This is a genomic window from Bacillus sp. MM09(2025) (assembly GCF_050496725.1).
Classification (GTDB): domain Bacteria; phylum Bacillota; class Bacilli; order Bacillales; family Bacillaceae; genus Bacillus; species Bacillus pumilus.
Genome location: NZ_JBNWEN010000003.1, coordinates 292,956 through 313,108, shown reverse-complemented (window position 1 = coordinate 313,108; position 20,153 = coordinate 292,956). Strand labels below are relative to the sequence as shown.

Below are 20,153 nucleotides of genomic sequence, written 5' to 3'. Positions count from 1 at the left end.
CTCTGCTCAACTCTACTCATCTCAACTACCCTAGTCTCATTCTCATCTTCTCTAAACTTGCAATGCCGTTTACACCTGTGTGTAAACTTCGGCTGTTCATATCGTATTATAATTCCTTGTTTTTTGTCAACTGTAAATCAGGGCGAAGCGTCACAGCTTCTTCCAAGTACACATGCTGCACATCTTCCTGCTTTGTGTCTGTTTGGACCGTCATTAACACACGAATACAATGTTTTAAACCGCCTTGAATGTCCAGCTCCTGCATACAAGTAACAGGCACATACGTCCACCCTTCAAACTGACGAAGGGCTTTTGCCGGAAAAACGGAGTGAATATCTTGTGTAGCTGAAATTAAGATCTGCACGACACGTTCTGGATCTACTTGATTTCTTGAAATTATCGCTTCTAGCAGCTGTTTCGTTTTATTTAATACTTCTGTTTCTGTATCTTCTTTCACTGTTGTAGCCCCACGTATCCCGCGAAACATCATAGACATCCCTCCTCCCGTTTCCATTCTTCGAGCCATTGATGCAGATCATCTTTTGTGAAAGACTGCAAGACAGCATCTCCAACCTGTTTTAATAAAACAAATTGAACGGTTCCGCCTCTTGCCTTTTTATCACCAATCATCCGGTCAACAAATGTTTTCGTGGAAATATCTTGAGTGACTTGTACCGGAAATCCGAGTTCTTTCATCCACTCTTTTAGTTTCGTACGATTGAGGCTGAGTCCCAGCTTCTTTTCGCTCACATATAGCGCAAACTGCATGCCGATTGCAATAGCATCTCCGTGCGTAATAACGCCGTATCCATACTCTGCTTCAATGGCATGCCCAAGTGTATGACCTAAATTCAAAAATGCACGCACGCCTTGTTCTCTTTCGTCTTTTTGAACAATCGACGCTTTGACTTTAATCCCTTGATACAGTATATGTGCCAGCTCGCTCTTTGAACATTCCGCCAAAGAACGAATAGACATCAGCTCTGATAAAAAGTCTTCACTTGAAATGAGGGCATGTTTGATGACCTCAGCAAAGCCTGACCTCATTTCAGTTTGAGATAGTGTCTCAAGCATGCTCGTATCATAGATCACGGCTTTCGGCTGATGAAAGGCACCAATTAAATTTTTACCGAGCGGGTGGTTAATCCCTGTTTTTCCGCCAACTGCACTGTCATGCGCCAGTAGCGTCGTCGGAACTTGGATAAAATCAATACCTCTCATATAACTAGCAGCAACAAAGCCAGCCAAATCTCCAATTACGCCGCCTCCAAGCGCAATGATGCACGAGGAGCGATCCAGCTGAAATTGAATGGCCTTCGTATGAATATGCTCAAACTCAGCAAAAGATTTCGACTGCTCTCCGCTTGGCACAACCACTTTATGCACAGACCACTTCTGCTTAAGTAATCGAACCATTTCATCACCGTAAATGACATCAACCGCTGTATCTGTCACGATTAAGAGCTTCGTATAGGAATGTCCCGTGGAAGTTATCAAGTCGACGATATTGCGTTTAATCCCATCACCGATATATACAGGATAAGTGGCTGAGGACGTCTTAACTTCCAGTGTTTTCATTAAAATTCCCTCTGAAGCTGGCGCATTTTGTCAACATTTTCTTTAATGCGGTCAATTTGATCAAGGCCAAACTGCTCAACTACAGCATTGGCGATTTCCCAAGCCACGACTGCTTCTGCGACAACACTTGCGGCAGGAACAGCACAGCTGTCAGAACGCTCAATGCTTGCGGAGAAAGGTTCCTTTGTTTCAATGTCAACGCTTTGAAGCGGTTTGTAAAGCGTTGGGATTGGTTTCATGACCCCTCTTACGACAATTGGCATTCCAGTTGACATTCCGCCTTCAAGACCACCTAAGCGATTTGTTTTTCTCGTATAGCCTTTTTCTTCATCCCAGATGATTTCATCATGGACCTCACTGCCATTTTTAGAAGCAGCCTCGAAGCCGATACCAAATTCGACCCCTTTAAAAGCGTTAATACTCAGAACAGCACCTGCAAGCTTGCTGTCTAATTTGCGGTCATAGTGAACATAGCTTCCGACTCCAACCGGCATTCCTTCAACGATGACTTCCACAATTCCACCAATGGAATCACCGTTTTTCTTCGCTTCATCAATGGCATCCATCATTTTTTGACCTGCTTCACTGTCGTAGCAGCGAACAGGTGACTCTTCCGTTACCTTTTGCAAATCTTCAATTGATTCATATGCCGTTTGAGCTGCTTTCACTCCGCCAATTTCAAGAACGTGACCAGCTACCTTGATCCCTAAATGAGCCAGGATTTGTTTAGCGACTGCGCCTGCTGCTACGCGAACGGTAGTCTCACGGGCTGATGAACGCTCTAATACGTTTCGCATATCACGATGTCCGTATTTAATCGCACCATTTAAATCCGCATGTCCTGGTCTAGGGCGTGAAATTTGACGCTTCATTTCACTCTCTTCTTCTTCTGTGATCGGCTCTGCCCCCATCACCTTTGTCCAATGCTTCCAGTCGTTGTTTTCAACGACAAGTGCAATCGGAGAACCTAATGTTTTCCCGTGGCGAACACCGCTTAACACTTTCGCTTGGTCTTTTTCAATCTGCATTCTTCTGCCGCGGCCGTGACCTTTTTGTCTTCTAGCCAATTCATAATTGATGTCATCCTGCTCTATGTAAAGTCCCGCTGGAACGCCTTCAATAATTGTGGTCAATTGTGGACCATGTGATTCACCTGCTGTTAAGTATCTCATGACTCGATCTCCCTTCATCGCATTAACGCTTTTAAGTAAAACTATAATAACACACTTACTACTAAAAAGTCAGCTACATACCCTTCTTTTGATAAAAGAAAGTATCAGCAGATGTCAGTCCAAACTTTTCTGGGTGAAAAATTTGTTCAGTTGAACCAACAAATAATACGCCATTTGGCTTTAAACTGCTGCTCATTTTCATGTAAATCTCTTCTTTTGCCTCTTCTGTAAAGTAGATAAGGACATTTCGGCATACGATAAGATCAAGCTGTTTTTCATAAGGGTCTGCTAAAAGGTTGTGCTTTTTAAATTGAATGTGCTTTCTCACTTCATCTTTCACCGTGTAAAATGAAGAATCTTCTTTTGTGAAATATTTTTGCTTGATTTGTTCTGGCACCTCTTGCAGTGATCGTTCATGATATCTTCCTTTTTGAGCTGATTGCAACACTTTATCATCAATATCAGTCGCAATAATTTGGAAGTCCTTTACAAGTGGGTGACTTGATAGCAGCATTGAGAGTGTATATGGCTCCTCTCCTGTCGAACATGCTGCACTCCATATTTTTAGGGTCCCACTGTTTTTCGAAAGCAGCGGAAGAATTTTTTGATCAAGCACTTCCCAGCGCTGATAATTTCGGTAAAATTCTGACACATTGATCGTCATTCGATCCATCGTCTCATCTAATAGTGCTCTATCCTTTTCAAGGGCAGCCGCGAACGCTTCAAAATCTCTATATCCTTTTTTATCATAAAGTGACGTTAATCTTCGTTTCATTTGCGCTTCTTTATATAAATTCAGATCCACCCCAGTTAGTTTTTTCCATTTCCCGACAAATACTTGATATTGATCCATCAAAGTCCTCTCCTGTCTCATCTATCTTTGTCCTAGTATAGCTGTTTTTATCGAAAATTTGTATCTTCTCATGCGAAATTTCGTATAGAAATATTCATATAAAAAAGCCAAGGTGCTCATTTGATGAACACCTTGGCTTGAGTTTTAATAAATCCAACTTGAGATGGTTTGATCCCAGTTTGTGAGTTCTTCTTGTTTGAAGAATAAGTTGATTTCTCTTTCAGCACTTTCTGGTGAGTCTGAGCCATGGATAATGTTTTTCCCAACCGTCAATCCATAGTCTCCTCTTATCGTGCCCGGAAGCGCTTCCTTCGGGTTTGTTTTGCCGATAATCTGTCTTGTGACATCTACTACCTGCTCACCTTGCCATACCATTGCAAATACTGGTCCTGACGTAATAAAGTCAACCAATTCCCCGAAGAATGGTTTTTCTTTATGCTCTCCGTAATGTGTTTCTGCTACTTCTTTTGGAATACTCATTAGTTTTGCTCCAACAAGCTGAAGCCCCTTTTTTTCGAATCTTGACACAATTTCACCGATTAATTGTCTTTCCACACCATCAGGTTTGACCATAAGAAATGTTTTGTCCATATACGTTCTCCACCCCGTCGTTTATGTATGTATAGGCTTACATTGTTACAAAGTGATCGTATCATTTTTTTATACAATAATCAATTTTTGACAAAAAATTTCACAAAAAAACCAATCAACAATATGTTGATTAGAATTTTCGTTTTCCAATATATTTGGCAATGGAAGCGAGTGACGTTCTTGCTCGTCCTCGAGGAAGTTTGTCCAGCTGTTCGAATGCCTTTTTCAAATACATTTCACTCACTCGAATCGAGCGGTCGATCGCATCTGTTTGTTTGAGATGTTCAATTACAGGCTTTAGCTGCATTTCTGTTGTTTCACTATTAATCAGCTTTAATTGGCCTTCGAGTGTAGGATTCTTCAGTGCATATAAGACTGGGAGTGTGACATTTCCTTGTAAAAGGTCTCCTCCAACAGGCTTACCAAGCTCTTCTTCAGTTGATGTGAAATCAAGCACATCATCAATGATCTGATAGGACATCCCGACATAGTAGCCAAACCAGTAAAGGGCTTTATGTGTTTTCTCATCTGTACCTGCTGCTATCGCACCTAACTGACAGCTACCTGCAATAAGCAAGGCTGTTTTTCGTTTGATTCTTCTTAAATATGTACGCAGGTTTTGTTCCATATTGTATTTGTCTTTCACTTGCTCGATTTCACCAAGACAGAGCTCGACAACCATCTTTGACAAAATTTCATGCGCCATTGGGTGATTGATCTTTGTCATATACTCAAGCGATCTTGCAAACATATAATCTCCTGTGTACATGGCAATTCGATTGTCCCATTTTGCCTTAATCGTTGGCTTGCCTCTTCTCAGCTCTGCATCATCAATGACATCATCGTGAACGAGCGATGCCATATGAATGAGCTCAAGCGCAACGGCAACATATTTAATTTTATTAATGTCATAGTCGCCAAACATGCCTGAAAGGAGAACAAAAACGGGGCGGATTCGTTTTCCGCCCGCTTGCAGCAAATGAAGACCTGCTTCACTTAATAATGCATAATCAGAGCGAACTGTTTGTTCAAGCTCTTTTTCAATAATATCGATATCATGATTTAAAAAAGAGATCATTGCTTTTAGTTTCATTATTTTCACCCAAATATCGTTTATTCAAAGCTTCTTTCCGATATGTGTTGCTGCTACACCGCCTGTAAATGGATGATACGAGACATCAGACAGACCCGCCTCTTCGAAAAGAGCCGCCAGTTCTTTCATGCCAGGGAACGCTTTGGCTGATTCTTGAAGCCATGAATACTCCTGATAGCTTTTGGCAAACAGTTTACCGAAGAGCGGCATGATGTATTTGAAATAGACATAGTAGCCTTGTTTAAACCCAATCATTTCAGGTTGCGATGTCTCTAGACAGACAACCATTCCACCAGGCTTCACGACTCTTGTCATTTCTTTTAGCACCGTCAAGTAATCAGGCACGTTCCGTAGGCCAAAACCGATCGTGACATAATCAAATGTGTTGTCCTCAAAAGGAAGCTCCATCGCATTGCCGTGAAGCAATTCAATTTGATTATAGCCCCCAGTTTTCACCTTCGTTTCTCCAACACTCAGCATATTTTTACTAAAATCAAGGCCTTTGACTTCACCTTTGTCTCCAACAGCATCAGCAAGCGCAATGGTCCAATCGGCTGTTCCGCAGCATACGTCTAATGCTTTGGCTCCTTTTTGAACATTCATCAGTTTCATTGTCTTATCGCGCCACTTTTTATGCTGCTTAAAGCTGATGACAGAGTTCATTTGATCATAGTTTTTATAAATTTTTTCAAATACACCGTGTACTCGCTGTTCTTTTGATTGCTGCATGACTTACCCTTCTTCCACTTTCTGATGATACGCAGGTTCATTTTTCATATGATCCAGGCGATTTAATAGCTCTTTTTGAACGACCGGAGATGAAACAAGATGCTCCTTGATTGATCGTTTGGCCTTTTCATAGCCTTCATTCTCAAAGTTGTCAAAACATGTATAGGCGTCCGTATAGCTATCGTTCAAAAAAAGTTTTAAATGTTTGTCGTCTTCTGCTTGTTTCATGAAACGTTTATAAACAAGGAAACGACTTGCAATCTCATTCCAATGCGTTAATTGAAAATGCTCAGAAACCCTTTGGAATAACGCAGACTCAACCGTTGCTACACTTTTGTAAAAGTGCGCTGCATCTTGAATGGATCGATCATACAGTCTAATTTTATGTTCATTGATTTCTTTGATCGCCGTTGCGAGGGTGCGAATCATGTAGATGTCTTTCATGTCAGAGAGAAGAGAATAGTAGAGACCGCTGAAATAGTCTCCTGCCAGGATAGTCAGCTGACGATTTTTGAATTCGTCTTGTTTGATCGCTGCAGCAGTTGTGACTTCGTCATGGGTATCAAGGGCAATTTGCACGAGCATCGCCGTTAAAATATAATTTTCTTTTTTCTCTGCATCAATTTGAGCTTCATCAAACATTGCATGAAAAAGAAGGAGCTTATCTTCATCGATGAGTGGCGCACGTAAATGTTTCGCCAAATAAGGATGAGAAAGCTTTTTATTTAATTTTATATTTAGATTAGATAAAATTCCGTAGATGTCTTGCAAAGATATCACCCTTGTCCCAAAAATTACAGTTTCATATGTAGCCCTGCACATTGTATAGAGATTTATTATACCATATCAGCTCTCACTTTTATGCTATCAAGTGCACTCAAGTATTTATTTCTTTGCTTCGCTTTGAATTTCCCCGAAGCTTGTTTGAATGACAGCATCGCCTCTTACTTTGATTGCTGACGTATGCTCAGTAAATTGTGCAATGATGACTTCACCTTTATCGAGCTTTTCGGAATGGTGAAATCTTGTATCAGAGCCTCTAGTTAGGCCGATGACATTTACACCATTTTCATTGGCTTTAATCACTACAAAATCAGATGCTTTATTTTCACTCAACCTGTTCACCTTCCATCTATTGAATTAGTCGTTTTTAATAAAGGAAAGCACTTCTGCTCTTGCCGCTGCATCATTTGCAAATGTACCGCGTACTGCTGAAGTTACTGTTTTTGCGCCTGGCTTTTTCACTCCGCGCATCGTCATACACATATGCTCTGCTTCAACGACAATCATCACGCCATGCGGATTGAGTGTTTCCACCATACTATCTGCAATGGTTGATGTGATGCGTTCCTGAAGCTGCGGGCGTTTGGCAACAGCCTCTACAGCTCTTGCAAGCTTGCTAAGTCCTGTCACTTTTCCGCCGCGCGGAATATAAGCGACATGAGCTTTTCCGTAAAAAGGTACTAGGTGGTGTTCACACATTGAATGGAAAGCAATATCTTTTACAAGAACGAGTTCTTCGTGGTCTTCACCAAAAATGGTTTTAAAATGTTCTTTTGGATCTTCATTTAATCCCGAGAACACTTCTTCATACATTTTTGCTACTCGTTTAGGGGTATCAAGAAGTCCTTCACGATCTGGATCTTCTCCGATGGCTTTTAATATATCGCGTACTGCGTGTTCGATTAGTTCTTTATTTATTTCACTCATGTATTATATCCTCCAAAGGCGATTACATTTCAATCAGATTCTAGCACACTTCAGATCCTAAAAGCAAAGGAGAGCGTTCTAAACGAACCTTTTGTTTCAAAAGGAAAAGCCCCTTATGAAAGGGGCTTTTCTAGACCAGTGTGAAACTGTATATGTATAACTCCTGCAATAGGATCATTACACATAACGATTATTTACCTGCCACCGCGTCTTTAAGTGCTTTACCTGGTTTGAAAGCAGGTACTTTGCTTGCAGGGATTTCGATCTCTGCACCAGTTTGTGGGTTACGTCCTTTACGAGCTGAACGCTCACGTACTTCAAAGTTACCAAAACCGATAAGTTGGATTTTGTCACCATTTTTAAGTGCATCTAAAATTGTATCAAAAACAGAATCAACTGCTTTTGTCGCGTCTTTTTTAGATAACTCGCTTGCTTCAGCAACCGCGTTAATAAGTTCTGTCTTGTTCATGCCTTTCACCTCCTCCCAAAAATATGCATTCAATAGATTGTTATCATTTCTTCACAATTCATCTTCTTTCTATACACTTTTTTTGAAAAAAAGAGCGTCTAGAAAGCGGTATACATGGCTTTTCATTAGAAAACGACTCTTTGAAGGAATGTTTGTCCAACAAAGTGAAGATTTTCTGTAAGTAGATTAACACATATGAAATACCATATCAAGCATTTTAAAGGGAAGAATCCTTATTCGTCAAGGATTAAGGGCACTTTTGCGAACGAATATTCCTAATTTCAGCCTGAATCTGACTAATCTTTATACAATTGTCTTTTTATGACTCATTCCATACGCAAAAAAAGACCCCTGTCAATGAGAGGTCTCACATGCTATAGAATAATCGCGATCAAACCGCCTGATCCTTCGTTGATGATTCTTTCAAGTGTTTCTTTCAGTTTATATCTTGCATTTTCTGGCATCAGCGACAGCTTTGCCTGAATGCCTTCTCTGACAAGGGAGCTGAGTGAGCGTCCAAATATATCTGAATTCCAAATCGAAAGCGGATCATCTTCAAAGTCTTGCATTAAGTAGCGGACGAGTTCTTCACTTTGTTTCTCTGTTCCGATAATCGGTGCAAATTCACTTTCTACATCTACTTTAATCATATGAATAGATGGCGCAACCGCCTTTAGTCTTACGCCGAATCTTGAGCCCTGTCTGATGATTTCTGGCTCATCTAAACTCATATCTGACAAGGCCGGAGCCGCAATTCCGTATCCCGTCTGCTTCACCATTTTTAAGGCATCTGATACTTGATCATATTCTGTCTTCGCATGTGCAAAATCTTGCATGAGCTCTAGAAGATGGTCTTTCCCTCTAATTTCTACACCAACCACTTCTTTTAGAATATGATCATATAGATCATCCGGGGCGTACAGGTCAATCTCCGCAATCCCTTGACCCATTTCAATCCCTGCTAAGCCCGCTCTTTCAATAAAGTCAAATTCACTGAACTGGCCAACAACACGGTCAACATCTCTTAATCTTTTAATATCCTTTACGGTTTCCTTCACTGAGTCCTGATAGCTTTCTCTCAGCCAATGATCTTCTTTCAGCACCATGACCCAGCTTGGAAGGTTCACATTCACCTCTAGGACTGGGAATTCATATAATGCTTCACGAAGTACACTAAGGACGTCTTGCTCTCTCATACTTTCTACACTCATGGCGAGTACTGGAATATCATATTTTTGGCTGAGCTCCTGCCGGAGCGCTTCTGTTTCAGGATGATAGGGTCTCACAGAGTTGATCACCATAATAAACGGCTTTCCAACCTCTTTGAGCTCATCAATCACACGTTCTTCAGATTCAATATAATCATGTCTTGGGATTTCCCCAATGGAACCATCCGTTGTAATCACAACACCGATGGTTGAATGCTCTTGAATGACCTTGCGTGTACCAATTTCCGCTGCTTCATGGAACGGGATTGGCTCTTCATACCACGGCGTGTTGATCATTCTTGGACCATTTTCATCTTCATACCCGCGCGCACCAGGGACTGTGTATCCTACACAATCGACAAGCCTGATGTTGACATCAAGGCCGTCACTCACATGAATCGATGCCGCTTGATTCGGTACAAATTTTGGCTCAGTGGTCATAATGGTTTTTCCTGCTGCGCTTTGCGGCAATTCATCCTGTGCTCTTGCACGATCTGCCTCATTATTGATATTCGGGAGCACCACGAGCTCCATAAACTTTTTAATAAACGTAGATTTCCCTGTACGAACAGCGCCAACGACTCCTAAATATATATCGCCTCCTGTTCGTTCAGCGATATCCTTGAAAATATCGACTTTTTCCAAGTGATCCCCTCCCGGACTTGCTATCCTCGTTTTCAAATAAAATACTCTATTCTTCAATCAAACTTGCTTGAAAGGTGTCTGGACAATATATGTGTATGACGTTGTCCTATTTGAATATGACACCTTTTTTGTTTTGAGAGTATGTTTAGCCATAAAAAAACCTTTCTCCTCATTTATATGCAGAGGAAAAAGGTTCATTCTTGTTTATGACGTCTTTTTTTCTAAAAAGTCAGGCTCACCTTTTTTGTTTATGGTATAAGGAACAGAAAACGCGGGTACAAACGGGGTTTCCTGCCAATAGACATCTTGAATGTTTTCACCTGGTTTCAGCTTTTGTTTCGTATTCTTCAAAATATGAGCAAAATCACTGCGGTAGTCCACATAGATTTCGCCATTTGATGAAATCAGTAATGGGAGGGAATTCCCTGTCACAGGACTCATGACCGTAGGCGGTGATTTTAAGCCTAGCTTTTTTTCATTTAACGTATATAAATTGTTTGATACTACTTTGCCGTATGGCGGATATGTATGTTCATCTTGATATATTTTGATTCTAAGCCGTAATTCACTGATGGTTTGCGTCATTTTGACATCAAGCAGTTTCACAGTTGGGGTTTTTTCGACGTCTGTGAGGACATAAATATATTCCCCCCCGCCTTCAAAGGAAGTAGACGGTACATCGTGTAAATATCTTGGTGACAAGCGCTTAAAGTCGATGACGTACTTCTGATAAACCGGCGTGTCTGCTTCTTTCGTTTCAATCGGCAAAAGACCATTTGTTGCTTTTTGAAATTCCTCAATCGCTGTCTGAACGCTTTGCAGCTGCTCTACGTACGGCACACGGTTTTCAGTTTTGCGATTTTCTGGATACAGACATCCTGTGAGTAATATAAATGCTAACAACGTGACACTGACTTTTGCTTTGATCATCACATTCTTCCTTTTTCTTTATTCATTGACCGGCCCGCTAAATACAACTAAAAACACAATGATACCTGATATCAGCATCAAGCTGTATGCGACGGTCGAGGCTGTTATTTTAAGAAACCGGCTTTTCAGCTTAAATCGACTGAAATAAATGGTAACTACAGCTAAAAACATGAGCCCCATCGAACCAAGTGCAAACCACATCTTGATTAAAGCAAAACTCATCGTGCCTGTCCCCCTTTAAAACGAACAAATTGTAAGCGTTTATATTTCATTCTAAACCAAAAATAAGGTAAATATCAATCATTTTTCCAATCATTCAGAAAAAAGCGCATAAAAAAACTGAAGCAAAGAGGGGGACTTCGCTTCAGTCATTAGGTCGACTATTTTTCCTCATTCTGTAGAGGCAAAGCTCTATTCAAACTTCATTGCTATGTTATGCAAGTCTTCCCCTTCTTGCATCCTCTACATGCCTAAGTTCAGTCTTCCATTTATTTTGTTTGATTTTCAAACATGTTCACAAGGTCTTCCATTTCATGTGTTTTCACACGTGCCATCAATGATTCTACAGCATCGTCGACCTTTTTCCCTTCAAACAGGACGTGGTAAAGTGCCTCTGTAATCGGCATGCTGACTTTGTATTCTTTGGAGAGCTGATAAGCGCCTTTTGTTGTACGGACGCCTTCGACAACCATCCCCATTTTTTCAAGCACTTCTTCAAGCTTATACCCTTTACCAAGCAAATTTCCGCAGCGCCAGTTACGTGAATGAACACTTGTACATGTCACGATCAAATCTCCAACGCCCGTTAAGCCGGCAAATGTCAGAGGATTCCCTCCCATTTTTGTACCGAGACGTGCGATTTCAGCGAGTCCTCTAGTGATGAGCGCCGCTTTTGCATTGTCACCATATCCAAGCCCGTCTGTGATCCCTGCCGCAAGAGCAATGATATTTTTCAGTGCGCCGCCAATTTCTACACCAATCACATCAGGGTTTGTGTATACTCTAAAGTTGTTGTTCATGAACAAATCTTGAACAAATTGAGCCGCTTCAATATTTTCTGATGAGACAGTGACAGTTGTCGGATGACGCAAGCCTACTTCCTCAGCATGGCTCGGTCCTGATAAGACGATGACAGCTTCTCTTTTCTCATCCGGGACTTCTTGTTCAATCATTTGAGATATTCTGAGAAGTGTATCTGGTTCAATTCCTTTACTTACATGGACAAACGGCACTTTCGACGTAATCAGCTCATTTGCCTGCTTCAATACTTCACGAATGGCCTTTGTTGGCACAGCAACAATAATAGCGTCTGTCCCCTCTAACGCCTGCTTCATGTCTGTCGTCGCCTGGATAGACGCTGGCAGTGCGACATTTGGCAAGTAATCATGATTTTCATGTTTCTCATTGATTTGGTCAATGAGCTCTTGTCTATGTCCCCACATGTGTACATCATGATGATTATCAGCTAATACAAGAGCAAGAGCTGTTCCCCAGCTTCCTGCTCCAAGTACTGAAATTTTCTTCATTCTGCTCACCCTTTTTATTTTCTCGCTCTCGCAAATATTTTAATCGGTGTTCCTTCAAAACCAAACGCATCTCGAATGCGGTTTTCTAGGAAACGTTCATAAGAAAAGTGCATAAGCTCTGGATCGTTTACAAACACAACAAAGGACGGAGGCTTAATTGCCACCTGTGTCGCATAATAAATTTTCAGGCGCTGTCCATTATGAGTCGGCGTTGGATTCATGGCTACTGCATCCATGATGATATCGTTTAAAATATTCGTTTGAACGCGCATCGCATGATTTTCACTAGCTGTAATAATGGACGGCATTAACGTATGAATTCTCTTTTTCGTGAGAGCAGACATAAACAAGACAGGAGCATAATCTAGGAATTGAAAATGCTCACGAATGTTTTGCTCAAATTCCTTCATCGTACGCTCATCTTTTTCAACAGCGTCCCATTTGTTCACAACGATTACAACGGCTTTACCAGCTTCGTGTGCATAGCCTGCAATACGTTTATCCTGCTCAATAATGCCTTCTTCACCATCAAGAACAACAGCGACAACATCAGAACGATCAATGGCTTTTAATGCACGAAGCACACTGTATTTTTCTGTTGTTTCGTATACTTTTCCTTTTTTTCTCATACCTGCTGTATCAACAATGACAAAGTCACGCTGATTGTACGTAAACATCGTATCGACAGCATCTCTTGTTGTACCAGCGATGTTGCTGACAATGACTCGGTCTTCTCCGAGCATCGCATTCACTAAAGAAGATTTCCCTACATTCGGGCGACCGATTAAGCAGAACTGGACAACTTGTTCATCATACTGCGTATCTGGTAAGTTCTTAAAGTGTTCTGCAACTGCATCAAGAAGATCACCAAGGCCTAATCCGTGCGTTCCAGAAATCGGAAATGGATCGCCAAATCCTAGTGCATAAAAGTCATACACATCACTTCTCATTTCAGGGTTGTCCAGTTTATTGACAGCAAGTACAACTGGCTTTTTCGTGCGATATAAAATTTTTGCGACTTCTTCATCCGCAGATGTCACACCATCTCGGCCATTCACCATAAAGATGATAACATCCGCTTCATCCATTGCAATTTCTGCTTGATGGCGAATTTGCGCTAAAAATGGCTCATCTCCAATATCAATTCCACCAGTATCTATTAAGTTAAAGTCATAATTTAACCATTCAGCAGAGCTATAAATACGATCTCTTGTTACACCAGGTGTGTCTTCTACAATCGATATTCTTTCGCCTGCGATTCGATTAAAAATTGTAGATTTTCCAACGTTGGGCCTTCCAACAATGGCTACGACAGGTTTACCCATAGTACCCTTCCTTTCAATCCAGCCGCGATTCAATATGTTCATCATCATGTTTCAACCGGGATTTAAAATTTTCATTCAGTTTTATGAAATAAACCCTTCAAACATGAAGGGTTCAACTTATATATTATATCAATTTTTAATCAGACCACAATGAATAACTTAAAAATGTTTGACAATCAAGTAAAGATCTTCTCCAATTCCGTGTGCAATTCCATCTAAAATGGCCTCTAAATTCATGGCGTACATGTCGAGTTCTTCTTTATTTTCGCAGAAAAAAACGGCTGTTCCGCCCATGACCCGCTCTTTATTTGTTGTAGCCACAGCGAGTATAAATTGTTCAATGGTGTTCGCCATGCCCTATTACCTCACTTTCTTTTTTATGAACTCTGTCGGCATTCTGATGGCATTTTCTAAAATGGGTACTTCTTCTAATACACGGACAGCGAGATCTTCTCGATACCATTGCGGTAAAATGAACACACCAAGTGTACCGTTATTCAAATCACGCTTTGCGAGCGGACAGAGTGATGGTTCACCAGAGTCGCGATACACACCAAGTACATTGGATAAATCAAATAAAATGGCCTGCCGCTGCCCAAGGTTGGCAATCGTTGTGGCTGCGTTGAAATTTTTTGGTGTCAAAACAAAGCCCATCCCATGCTCCAAAATGAGCTTTTGCTTTTCAGGCAGTCCGATATTCATGATGTAAATATCGTTCACATAAAGCCCTGCCCCATCAAAGCGAAGCTCTCCTTTTTGTATGTTGACGATATCCTTTAATTGGCTGCCAGACATTAATAGCTTTGCCAAGAAAAAACAAAGAATACCGACCACTGTCCCAATAACGAGCGAGAAGAAAATACAAGCTGTGGTCGTAATCAGTGCCGTGAGAATCGCAATATAATTTCGGCTTTCAAAGGCAATGGCAATGCCTTCTATATATGTACTTCCTCTTGAGACTAGCTCATATGAATCCATTTGAGTTAACGTATTTCTTTCCATATTGCGGACATCTCGGAATTGTGTGGCTGCCAGCGTGAGAAAGGTAATCGCCGTAAATTCCTCCTGAATGAGTGCAGGCATAATGATCGCACCAAGTCCTGAAGCAATAAAACCAAGCGCAATGTGAATCACTTGTCCATGTATATATGTTGGGTATTGCCGGTAATCTGTTCTTAACATATAAAGCCTTGCCGCCATCCCAAAGATGACACCAATAATCACAGGAAACGTATAATCCGTCATGTTGATTTTGCAGCCCCTTTTACTGGTTTTCTTGATGAACGGGCGTTTAAGAGTTTTTCAAGCTGATCGACACCTAATAAGAAGATGGACCCTTGAACAACAAGGGACAGAAAAGAGAGATCTCCTATGACAATCGATGATGTCAGGCGGTGAATCGTGAGCGCATAAAGGGCTTCGCCAAGACATACAGCCATCATCCATAAGGTGACTCGTTCTGTGAAATGATGTCCATATGTCAAAGACATCAAGATCAGCAAGGCAAATACGACCCAATCCACTTTTATTAGCGTGAACCAAACCGGGTCATATAATGCAAAAATCATAAAAAAGGCATATGCGCTCACCATAGAACCTAATTGTATGATTCTCATTATTTGATGCCCAGACCGGAATAAAACAAAACACGCACATGCATATAAAAAGGTCATTAAGTACCCCGCATTCAGGCTCATATCAAATATAGATATCATGAAATGACTACATATAATATGAACAAGGACAAAGACGCCTAGCACATTGCGCCATAAGCTTTTTTCCATAATAAATGTCACGATAATCCAAACGAACCATATGGACCAATAATAGTACAAAGACTCCAACGTCTCATCACCTCAATTACATTATGGGAAAATCCCCAAATTTTAAACGTAAGGGATCGCTTTGGGCATCGTATGAAATAAATAAGAGGTGACACCCTAATGGTTGAGGAGGGATGCATGATGGGAAAAGATAGACAGGAAAAACGCTTAAAGGCATCAAAAAGAGTGGAATCTGACCGTGATCAATCCATTCATCATAAAGGGGCAACAGCATTAGAAAGTCCAGATAGCGCGCGAAAAAGAAATCAATAAAAAAAGCATGCGATGACCACATGCCTTAGTTGATGAAGGGCTAAACTTGCTTTTAGTCCTTTTTCTTATTTGATCTTAAACTATAGTACGTTGTGTCGATACCTCTTTCTTTGAGCCAATGACTCGTTTCACCTGAAATGACAATCTGGGTTTGTCGCAGCTCTTCAATGGTCTTCACGCCAAGGACTGTCATCATCATCTTCACATCTTCTTGAAGATCTATGATATCACCGATGAGGCCGCTCTCCCCTCCGTCAGTCAGTGATTTTAAGAAAAAACCAGCTAGACCAGCAGCGGATGCGCCAAGAGCAATTGATTTTGTGACATCAAGGGCGTCTTGTATACCTCCCGAGGCTAAAACCGTTTGGTCTGGAAAACTTGAATGTACTTCAGCAAGACTCGCTGCAGTTGGAATCCCCCATTGATTAAAATAATGAAGTGCTTTTTGGCGGCGAAGATTTTCGATCTTAGAAAAGTTCGTGCCACCAAATCCGCCTACATCAACGGCGGCAACCCCAGCATGAAATAACTTTTTGGCCGTATCCTTGCTCATGCCAAATCCAACTTCTTTGACGACAACTGGCACACCAACTGATTCATTAATGGCTGCGATGCGCTCAAGTGCCCCCCTGAAATCACGGTCTCCCTCAGGCATGACAATCTCTTGAATCACATTTAAATGAATCTGGAGCATATTGGCCTCCAGCATCTCAACGGCTTCCTTCGCTTGCTCAATCGTTGCCTCACTGCCTAAGTTCGCAAAGACACTACCATTTGGATTCACTTTTCGAACAACTTCATACGTACGTCTTTCCTCTTTATCTTTCAGTGCAGCCATTTGTGATCCAACTGCCACCGGAATATTGGTTTCCTTCGCTGCGATTGATAAAGAGCGATTTATCTCATAGGTCGATTTTCCGCCCCCGCCAGTCATTGCATTGATAAAAATTGGCGAACCGAAAGTCAGTCCGCCAATTGTTGTATGTGTATCAATTTGTGATGTCGCAAGATCTGGTAAACCAACGTGAACGAAGGAAACATCTTTTAAACCTGTTTCTGCATGCTGCCCAGTGGACAAGGCATGTTCAATATGCTGTTTCTTTCTTTCTGCTCGCGTCAATTTTGATCACCAAATTATTTTAATTTATTGAGCTTATCGCCGATCAGGTCACCAAGCTGGAATCCGCTTGTGTTTTCTTCTTTCGCCTGATATTGACGATAATTCTCTTCGATTTGTTTTTCAGGATTTTCTTCTAAATCACGGATGCTTAGTGAAATGCGCTCTTCATCTTCATTCACATCAAGCACTTTTACTTTCACAGTCTGCCCTTCTTCAAGGACTTCATGTGGTGTACCGATATGTTTATGAGAGATTTGGGAAATATGCACAAGTCCTTCGACGCCTGGCAGAATTTCAACAAATGCACCAAAGCTCACAAGACGTTGGACAGTTCCTTCAAGCACATCACCTTGTTTTACCTTTTCGCCAATCTGGCTCCAAGGTCCTGGTAATGTTTCTTTAATAGATAGTGAGATACGCTCGTTATCACGATCAACAGCAAGTACTTTGACCTGGACTTCCTGGCCTTCTTCCACTACGTCAGATGGCTTTTCAACATGCGAATGGGATAGTTGAGAAATGTGAACCAATCCATCAATGCCGCCAATGTCTACAAATGCACCAAAATCAGTAAGGCGCTGCACTTTACCATCAATCACACTGCCTACCTCAAGTTTTTGCAAGAAGTCTTGCTTTTTGTCTAATTGCTCTTGCTCCACTACTGCACGGTGCGAGAGAATTACACGATTTTTTTCGCGGTCAAGTTCTACCACGACAAGTGAGAGTGTTTTACCTTTGTAGTCTGAAAAGTCCTCAACATAGTGCGCTTCTACAAGAGATGCAGGAATAAATCCACGCACACCAATATCTACGACAAGACCACCTTTTACAACGTCTTTTACTTCAGCTTCAAATACTTCTTTTGTTTCAAACTTTTTCTCTAGGTCTTCCCAAGCGCGGTCTGCATCAACAGCACGTTTCGATAAAATCAAAGCATCGTCTTCGACTTTTGTTACTTTAAGCTCTAATTCGTCGCCATCTTTCACGACATCTGATGCTTTTTCAACGTGAAGACTTGATAATTCACTGATTGGGATGATCCCAGGCTGTTTCACATTGACGATATCTACATTGACATGCTTGTCCTCAACTTTAGAAACAATCCCTTTCACTACATCTCCAACCTCTGGTACCTGAACATCGATTTGATTCATTTCCTCTGTCATTTCGATAACCTCCTTGGTCCAAACCTACACAGCTTAGTTAAAACGACTGGGTGAATATGTGTCTTAAGCATGATGATTGCCAGCCGAGTATGTATTATAGAAACATTCAAATCAACAGAATTGCTTGAATGATCAATAAAAATAGTATTAGTATAAACTTCTAATAAAAGACCTTGTTTGTCAAGAGATAAACCTCTAACTTATAAAAGTTTTCTAAAATTTCTTACTGTTTCTCCACGCGGTCTGCTGCATCTAAAATTTTACCTGCTACCTCTTGAATGGAAAGAGAAGTGGTGTCAATTTCAATGGCGTCATCCGCTTTCTTAAGCGGTGAAACTTCGCGCTCAGAGTCAAGCTTGTCACGTCTTGCAATCTCTTCGATCAGCTGATCATAATTGACATCGTAGCCTTTTTTCTGATTCTCTTCAAAGCGGCGTTTTGCTCTTTCTTCTACAGATGCAAGCAAGAAAATTTTCACTTCGGCATCAGGAAGAACGTGCGTACCTATGTCTCTTCCGTCCATCACGACACCGCCTTTTTTACCAAGCTCTTGCTGCCTGCGGACCATTTCTTCACGAACAGCTCTGTGCTTTGCGACAACCGATACTTGGTTGCTCACGCGGTCTGTGCGGATCTCCTCTGTCACATCGGTATTGTCTAGATGCACTTTTTGACCCTCGCCTGTTGAGACAAGTTCAATCACTGTTTTCTTCAGTAGTGCATCAAGCGCCTGCTCGTCTTCAAGATCTACACCATGGTGAAGTGCCGCAAGCGTAATCGCGCGGTACATGGCACCTGTATCGATATAAATATAAGATTTTTTTGCTGCGACAATTTTTGCCACAGTGCTTTTTCCTGCTGCTGCAGGACCGTCAATTGCGATAGATAATTTCTTTTTCATAATACCTCTCCTTGATTGAATCTCCCTTATGAATTGTAACACGATCACCGGTCAAACGGGGGAATTTTCTATCAATCCTTCTGCTTAAACGTCTCGATCCAATCTTCAATGCTCATGTTATTTACACCCTCGTATTGCACGACTTTTGACAAAAATAGTTCTCCTTTTGTCAAATGAAGTGTGATCTGAACGGCTAATAATAAGACAAGCTGAATGAGCACCGCTTTCAATAACCATCTTTCCATTGTCTTCATACAAAAAGCCTCCACGCTAGATTCTATTACCTCTAGTATGGAAGCTTTTAACATCCTTTATTCTTATGCTTTTTTCACACGTGTTAAAAGCTGCTGCTGGAAGCAGTACTTCATAATGTGCTGCTGCTGATCATTTGTGATCTCAGAAAACTCCATGATCGCTCTTGTTTTGCCAGTCTGCTCATCTTGATAGACTCGGCTCATCTCTGCAACCGCTTTAATTTTGACAGGCTCTTTCAGCGGAAGTTCAAACTCTGTGATCACTTCTCCGTATTCTTTCATTGAGACACCTTCAGGAACAGCAATGGCTAAGCCGCCAGCACTCATATTGACAATAAACGTGTCAAAGGGTTCTTCATCCGTTTGCGTAATCGAGGCTTTGACCATTGTATCGACTCTCAGATATTCTCTACGCTGAAGCCGAATCATTTCTTCTTTTGGCGGAATGGAAATGACGATCATCGGAATATCTTCTTTCCTCTTGCCGATGACTTCGCTTGTGCATTTGTATGGAACTTGATTTTCATCGAAAAAGAAAACGGTGATTTCTGTTTGCTGGTTTAAATAGATTGTGCGTCCTGTTTCTTTATCAGCTGGATAATTAATGCAAATATCACCGTTATTATTTTCCAAAACTTTCGATTTTGCAGTTTTCACTTCTTTGTTCTCATTGACATATTCAATTGTGATTGCATCCCCTATTTGTAACATTCCTCATCACTCTTTTCATCTGTGAAATCATATCCTCTCCTATATTAAACCATGTATAAAACAAAAGGAAAAGGCT

General features: G+C 41.2%; 25 protein-coding genes. 1 reads left to right on the top strand and 24 read right to left on the bottom strand.

Features of this window, described 5'->3' with window-relative positions; genetic code table 11:
- Positions 1–106 precede the first annotated feature (106 nt).
- From aroH to ACQYAC_RS05785, 19 genes are all read right to left on the bottom strand, one after another.
- Positions 107–490, bottom strand: coding sequence for a chorismate mutase (aroH, locus tag ACQYAC_RS05875; RefSeq protein ID WP_058014812.1), 384 nt, complete (start codon positions 488–490; stop codon positions 107–109).
- On the bottom strand, positions 487–1,578 hold the full coding sequence (gene aroB, locus ACQYAC_RS05870; protein ID WP_429942901.1) for a 3-dehydroquinate synthase: 1,092 nt from the start codon (positions 1,576–1,578) through the stop codon (positions 487–489). The genes aroH and aroB overlap by 4 nt, the downstream gene beginning before the upstream one ends.
- Entirely contained in the window at positions 1,578–2,750 is a 1,173-nt protein-coding gene (gene aroC / locus ACQYAC_RS05865; RefSeq protein WP_050943842.1) for a chorismate synthase, read from the bottom strand. The genes aroB and aroC overlap by 1 nt, the downstream gene beginning before the upstream one ends.
- A gap of 73 nt (positions 2,751–2,823) precedes the next feature.
- Positions 2,824–3,603, bottom strand: coding sequence for a CheR family methyltransferase (locus ACQYAC_RS05860; RefSeq protein WP_058014810.1), 780 nt, complete (start codon positions 3,601–3,603; stop codon positions 2,824–2,826).
- 144 nt (positions 3,604–3,747) lie between these two features.
- Positions 3,748–4,194, bottom strand: a complete 447-nt coding sequence (gene ndk / locus ACQYAC_RS05855) for a nucleoside-diphosphate kinase (RefSeq protein ID WP_003216015.1) — start codon at positions 4,192–4,194, stop codon at positions 3,748–3,750.
- A gap of 130 nt (positions 4,195–4,324) precedes the next feature.
- A complete protein-coding gene (gene hepT, locus ACQYAC_RS05850; RefSeq protein WP_429942900.1) occupies positions 4,325–5,287 on the bottom strand; it encodes a heptaprenyl diphosphate synthase component II in 963 nt (320 codons plus the stop codon).
- A gap of 24 nt (positions 5,288–5,311) precedes the next feature.
- Positions 5,312–6,016 (bottom strand): demethylmenaquinone methyltransferase, encoded by a 705-nt coding sequence (locus ACQYAC_RS05845; protein WP_003215527.1) that lies wholly within the window; start codon positions 6,014–6,016, stop codon positions 5,312–5,314.
- A gap of 3 nt (positions 6,017–6,019) precedes the next feature.
- Positions 6,020–6,787 carry a heptaprenyl diphosphate synthase component 1 gene (locus ACQYAC_RS05840; protein WP_003215666.1) on the bottom strand — a complete coding sequence of 256 codons (768 nt, stop codon included), beginning with the start codon at positions 6,785–6,787 and terminating at the stop codon, positions 6,020–6,022.
- Positions 6,788–6,901: 114 nt separating this feature from the next.
- On the bottom strand, positions 6,902–7,132 hold the full coding sequence (gene mtrB, locus ACQYAC_RS05835; RefSeq protein WP_003216082.1) for a trp RNA-binding attenuation protein MtrB: 231 nt from the start codon (positions 7,130–7,132) through the stop codon (positions 6,902–6,904).
- A gap of 24 nt (positions 7,133–7,156) precedes the next feature.
- Positions 7,157–7,726 carry a GTP cyclohydrolase I FolE gene (gene folE / locus ACQYAC_RS05830; protein WP_003215789.1) on the bottom strand — a complete coding sequence of 190 codons (570 nt, stop codon included), beginning with the start codon at positions 7,724–7,726 and terminating at the stop codon, positions 7,157–7,159.
- A gap of 190 nt (positions 7,727–7,916) precedes the next feature.
- Positions 7,917–8,195 (bottom strand): non-specific DNA-binding protein Hbs, encoded by a 279-nt coding sequence (gene hbs / locus ACQYAC_RS05825; RefSeq protein ID WP_003215863.1) that lies wholly within the window; start codon positions 8,193–8,195, stop codon positions 7,917–7,919.
- 374 nt (positions 8,196–8,569) lie between these two features.
- Positions 8,570–10,048 (bottom strand): stage IV sporulation protein A, encoded by a 1,479-nt coding sequence (gene spoIVA, locus ACQYAC_RS05820; protein WP_008344534.1) that lies wholly within the window; start codon positions 10,046–10,048, stop codon positions 8,570–8,572.
- A gap of 204 nt (positions 10,049–10,252) precedes the next feature.
- A complete protein-coding gene (locus ACQYAC_RS05815) occupies positions 10,253–10,978 on the bottom strand; it encodes a hypothetical protein (protein ID WP_429942899.1) in 726 nt (241 codons plus the stop codon).
- An 18-nt stretch (positions 10,979–10,996) separates the two neighbouring features.
- Positions 10,997–11,200: a DUF2768 domain-containing protein gene (locus ACQYAC_RS05810; protein WP_034318888.1), complete on the bottom strand. Its 204-nt coding sequence runs from the start codon at positions 11,198–11,200 to the stop codon at positions 10,997–10,999.
- A 266-nt stretch (positions 11,201–11,466) separates the two neighbouring features.
- Entirely contained in the window at positions 11,467–12,504 is a 1,038-nt protein-coding gene (locus tag ACQYAC_RS05805) for an NAD(P)H-dependent glycerol-3-phosphate dehydrogenase (RefSeq protein WP_410583038.1), read from the bottom strand.
- A gap of 14 nt (positions 12,505–12,518) precedes the next feature.
- Positions 12,519–13,829 carry a ribosome biogenesis GTPase Der gene (der, locus tag ACQYAC_RS05800; protein ID WP_058014806.1) on the bottom strand — a complete coding sequence of 437 codons (1,311 nt, stop codon included), beginning with the start codon at positions 13,827–13,829 and terminating at the stop codon, positions 12,519–12,521.
- Positions 13,830–13,988: 159 nt separating this feature from the next.
- Positions 13,989–14,183, bottom strand: coding sequence for a capping complex subunit for YIEGIA (locus ACQYAC_RS05795; protein ID WP_003215794.1), 195 nt, complete (start codon positions 14,181–14,183; stop codon positions 13,989–13,991).
- Positions 14,184–14,189: 6 nt separating this feature from the next.
- Positions 14,190–15,074, bottom strand: coding sequence for a YIEGIA family protein (locus ACQYAC_RS05790; RefSeq protein ID WP_058014805.1), 885 nt, complete (start codon positions 15,072–15,074; stop codon positions 14,190–14,192).
- Positions 15,071–15,664: a YphA family membrane protein gene (locus ACQYAC_RS05785; protein WP_429942943.1), complete on the bottom strand. Its 594-nt coding sequence runs from the start codon at positions 15,662–15,664 to the stop codon at positions 15,071–15,073. The genes ACQYAC_RS05790 and ACQYAC_RS05785 overlap by 4 nt, the downstream gene beginning before the upstream one ends.
- Before the next feature lie 129 nt (positions 15,665–15,793).
- Here ACQYAC_RS05785 and ACQYAC_RS05780 point away from each other — a divergent pair, with 129 nt between their 5' ends.
- Positions 15,794–15,925: a YpzI family protein gene (locus ACQYAC_RS05780; RefSeq protein WP_429942898.1), complete on the top strand. Its 132-nt coding sequence runs from the start codon at positions 15,794–15,796 to the stop codon at positions 15,923–15,925.
- Positions 15,926–15,977: 52 nt separating this feature from the next.
- Here ACQYAC_RS05780 and fni read toward each other — a convergent pair whose 3' ends face one another.
- From fni to ACQYAC_RS05755, 5 genes are all read right to left on the bottom strand, one after another.
- Positions 15,978–17,045 carry a type 2 isopentenyl-diphosphate Delta-isomerase gene (gene fni / locus ACQYAC_RS05775; protein ID WP_429942897.1) on the bottom strand — a complete coding sequence of 356 codons (1,068 nt, stop codon included), beginning with the start codon at positions 17,043–17,045 and terminating at the stop codon, positions 15,978–15,980.
- Positions 17,046–17,059: 14 nt separating this feature from the next.
- Positions 17,060–18,211 carry a 30S ribosomal protein S1 gene (gene rpsA / locus ACQYAC_RS05770; protein WP_058014803.1) on the bottom strand — a complete coding sequence of 384 codons (1,152 nt, stop codon included), beginning with the start codon at positions 18,209–18,211 and terminating at the stop codon, positions 17,060–17,062.
- Positions 18,212–18,434: 223 nt separating this feature from the next.
- Positions 18,435–19,112 carry a (d)CMP kinase gene (gene cmk / locus ACQYAC_RS05765; protein ID WP_058014802.1) on the bottom strand — a complete coding sequence of 226 codons (678 nt, stop codon included), beginning with the start codon at positions 19,110–19,112 and terminating at the stop codon, positions 18,435–18,437.
- A gap of 71 nt (positions 19,113–19,183) precedes the next feature.
- Entirely contained in the window at positions 19,184–19,366 is a 183-nt protein-coding gene (locus ACQYAC_RS05760; RefSeq protein ID WP_034661090.1) for a YpfB family protein, read from the bottom strand.
- Positions 19,367–19,429: 63 nt separating this feature from the next.
- On the bottom strand, positions 19,430–20,077 hold the full coding sequence (locus tag ACQYAC_RS05755; protein ID WP_429942896.1) for a flagellar brake protein: 648 nt from the start codon (positions 20,075–20,077) through the stop codon (positions 19,430–19,432).
- Positions 20,078–20,153: the final 76 nt, after the last annotated feature.

What these genes read in the sequence shown, in the direction of transcription:
- der (WP_058014806.1), bottom strand. Translation starts at nt 13,829, where the DNA reads ATGGGTAAACCTGTCGTAGCCATTGTTGGAAGGCCCAACGTTGGAAAA.
- ACQYAC_RS05795 (WP_003215794.1), bottom strand. Translation starts at nt 14,183, where the DNA reads ATGGCGAACACCATTGAACAATTTATACTCGCTGTGGCTACAACAAAT.
- aroB (WP_429942901.1), bottom strand. Translation starts at nt 1,578, where the DNA reads ATGAAAACACTGGAAGTTAAGACGTCCTCAGCCACTTATCCTGTATAT.
- ndk (WP_003216015.1), bottom strand. Translation starts at nt 4,194, where the DNA reads ATGGACAAAACATTTCTTATGGTCAAACCTGATGGTGTGGAAAGACAA.
- ACQYAC_RS05755 (WP_429942896.1), bottom strand. Translation starts at nt 20,077, where the DNA reads ATGTTACAAATAGGGGATGCAATCACAATTGAATATGTCAATGAGAAC.
- aroH (WP_058014812.1), bottom strand. Translation starts at nt 490, where the DNA reads ATGATGTTTCGCGGGATACGTGGGGCTACAACAGTGAAAGAAGATACA.
- cmk (WP_058014802.1), bottom strand. Translation starts at nt 19,112, where the DNA reads ATGAAAAAGAAATTATCTATCGCAATTGACGGTCCTGCAGCAGCAGGA.
- aroC (WP_050943842.1), bottom strand. Translation starts at nt 2,750, where the DNA reads ATGAGATACTTAACAGCAGGTGAATCACATGGTCCACAATTGACCACA.
- ACQYAC_RS05780 (WP_429942898.1), top strand. Translation starts at nt 15,794, where the DNA reads ATGGGAAAAGATAGACAGGAAAAACGCTTAAAGGCATCAAAAAGAGTG.
- folE (WP_003215789.1), bottom strand. Translation starts at nt 7,726, where the DNA reads ATGAGTGAAATAAATAAAGAACTAATCGAACACGCAGTACGCGATATA.
- ACQYAC_RS05845 (WP_003215527.1), bottom strand. Translation starts at nt 6,016, where the DNA reads ATGCAGCAATCAAAAGAACAGCGAGTACACGGTGTATTTGAAAAAATT.
- ACQYAC_RS05790 (WP_058014805.1), bottom strand. Translation starts at nt 15,074, where the DNA reads ATGACGGATTATACGTTTCCTGTGATTATTGGTGTCATCTTTGGGATG.
- hepT (WP_429942900.1), bottom strand. Translation starts at nt 5,287, where the DNA reads ATGAAACTAAAAGCAATGATCTCTTTTTTAAATCATGATATCGATATT.
- ACQYAC_RS05860 (WP_058014810.1), bottom strand. Translation starts at nt 3,603, where the DNA reads ATGGATCAATATCAAGTATTTGTCGGGAAATGGAAAAAACTAACTGGG.
- hbs (WP_003215863.1), bottom strand. Translation starts at nt 8,195, where the DNA reads ATGAACAAGACAGAACTTATTAACGCGGTTGCTGAAGCAAGCGAGTTA.
- ACQYAC_RS05810 (WP_034318888.1), bottom strand. Translation starts at nt 11,200, where the DNA reads ATGAGTTTTGCTTTAATCAAGATGTGGTTTGCACTTGGTTCGATGGGG.
- rpsA (WP_058014803.1), bottom strand. Translation starts at nt 18,211, where the DNA reads ATGACAGAGGAAATGAATCAAATCGATGTTCAGGTACCAGAGGTTGGA.
- ACQYAC_RS05805 (WP_410583038.1), bottom strand. Translation starts at nt 12,504, where the DNA reads ATGAAGAAAATTTCAGTACTTGGAGCAGGAAGCTGGGGAACAGCTCTT.
- ACQYAC_RS05815 (WP_429942899.1), bottom strand. Translation starts at nt 10,978, where the DNA reads ATGATCAAAGCAAAAGTCAGTGTCACGTTGTTAGCATTTATATTACTC.
- ACQYAC_RS05760 (WP_034661090.1), bottom strand. Translation starts at nt 19,366, where the DNA reads ATGAAGACAATGGAAAGATGGTTATTGAAAGCGGTGCTCATTCAGCTT.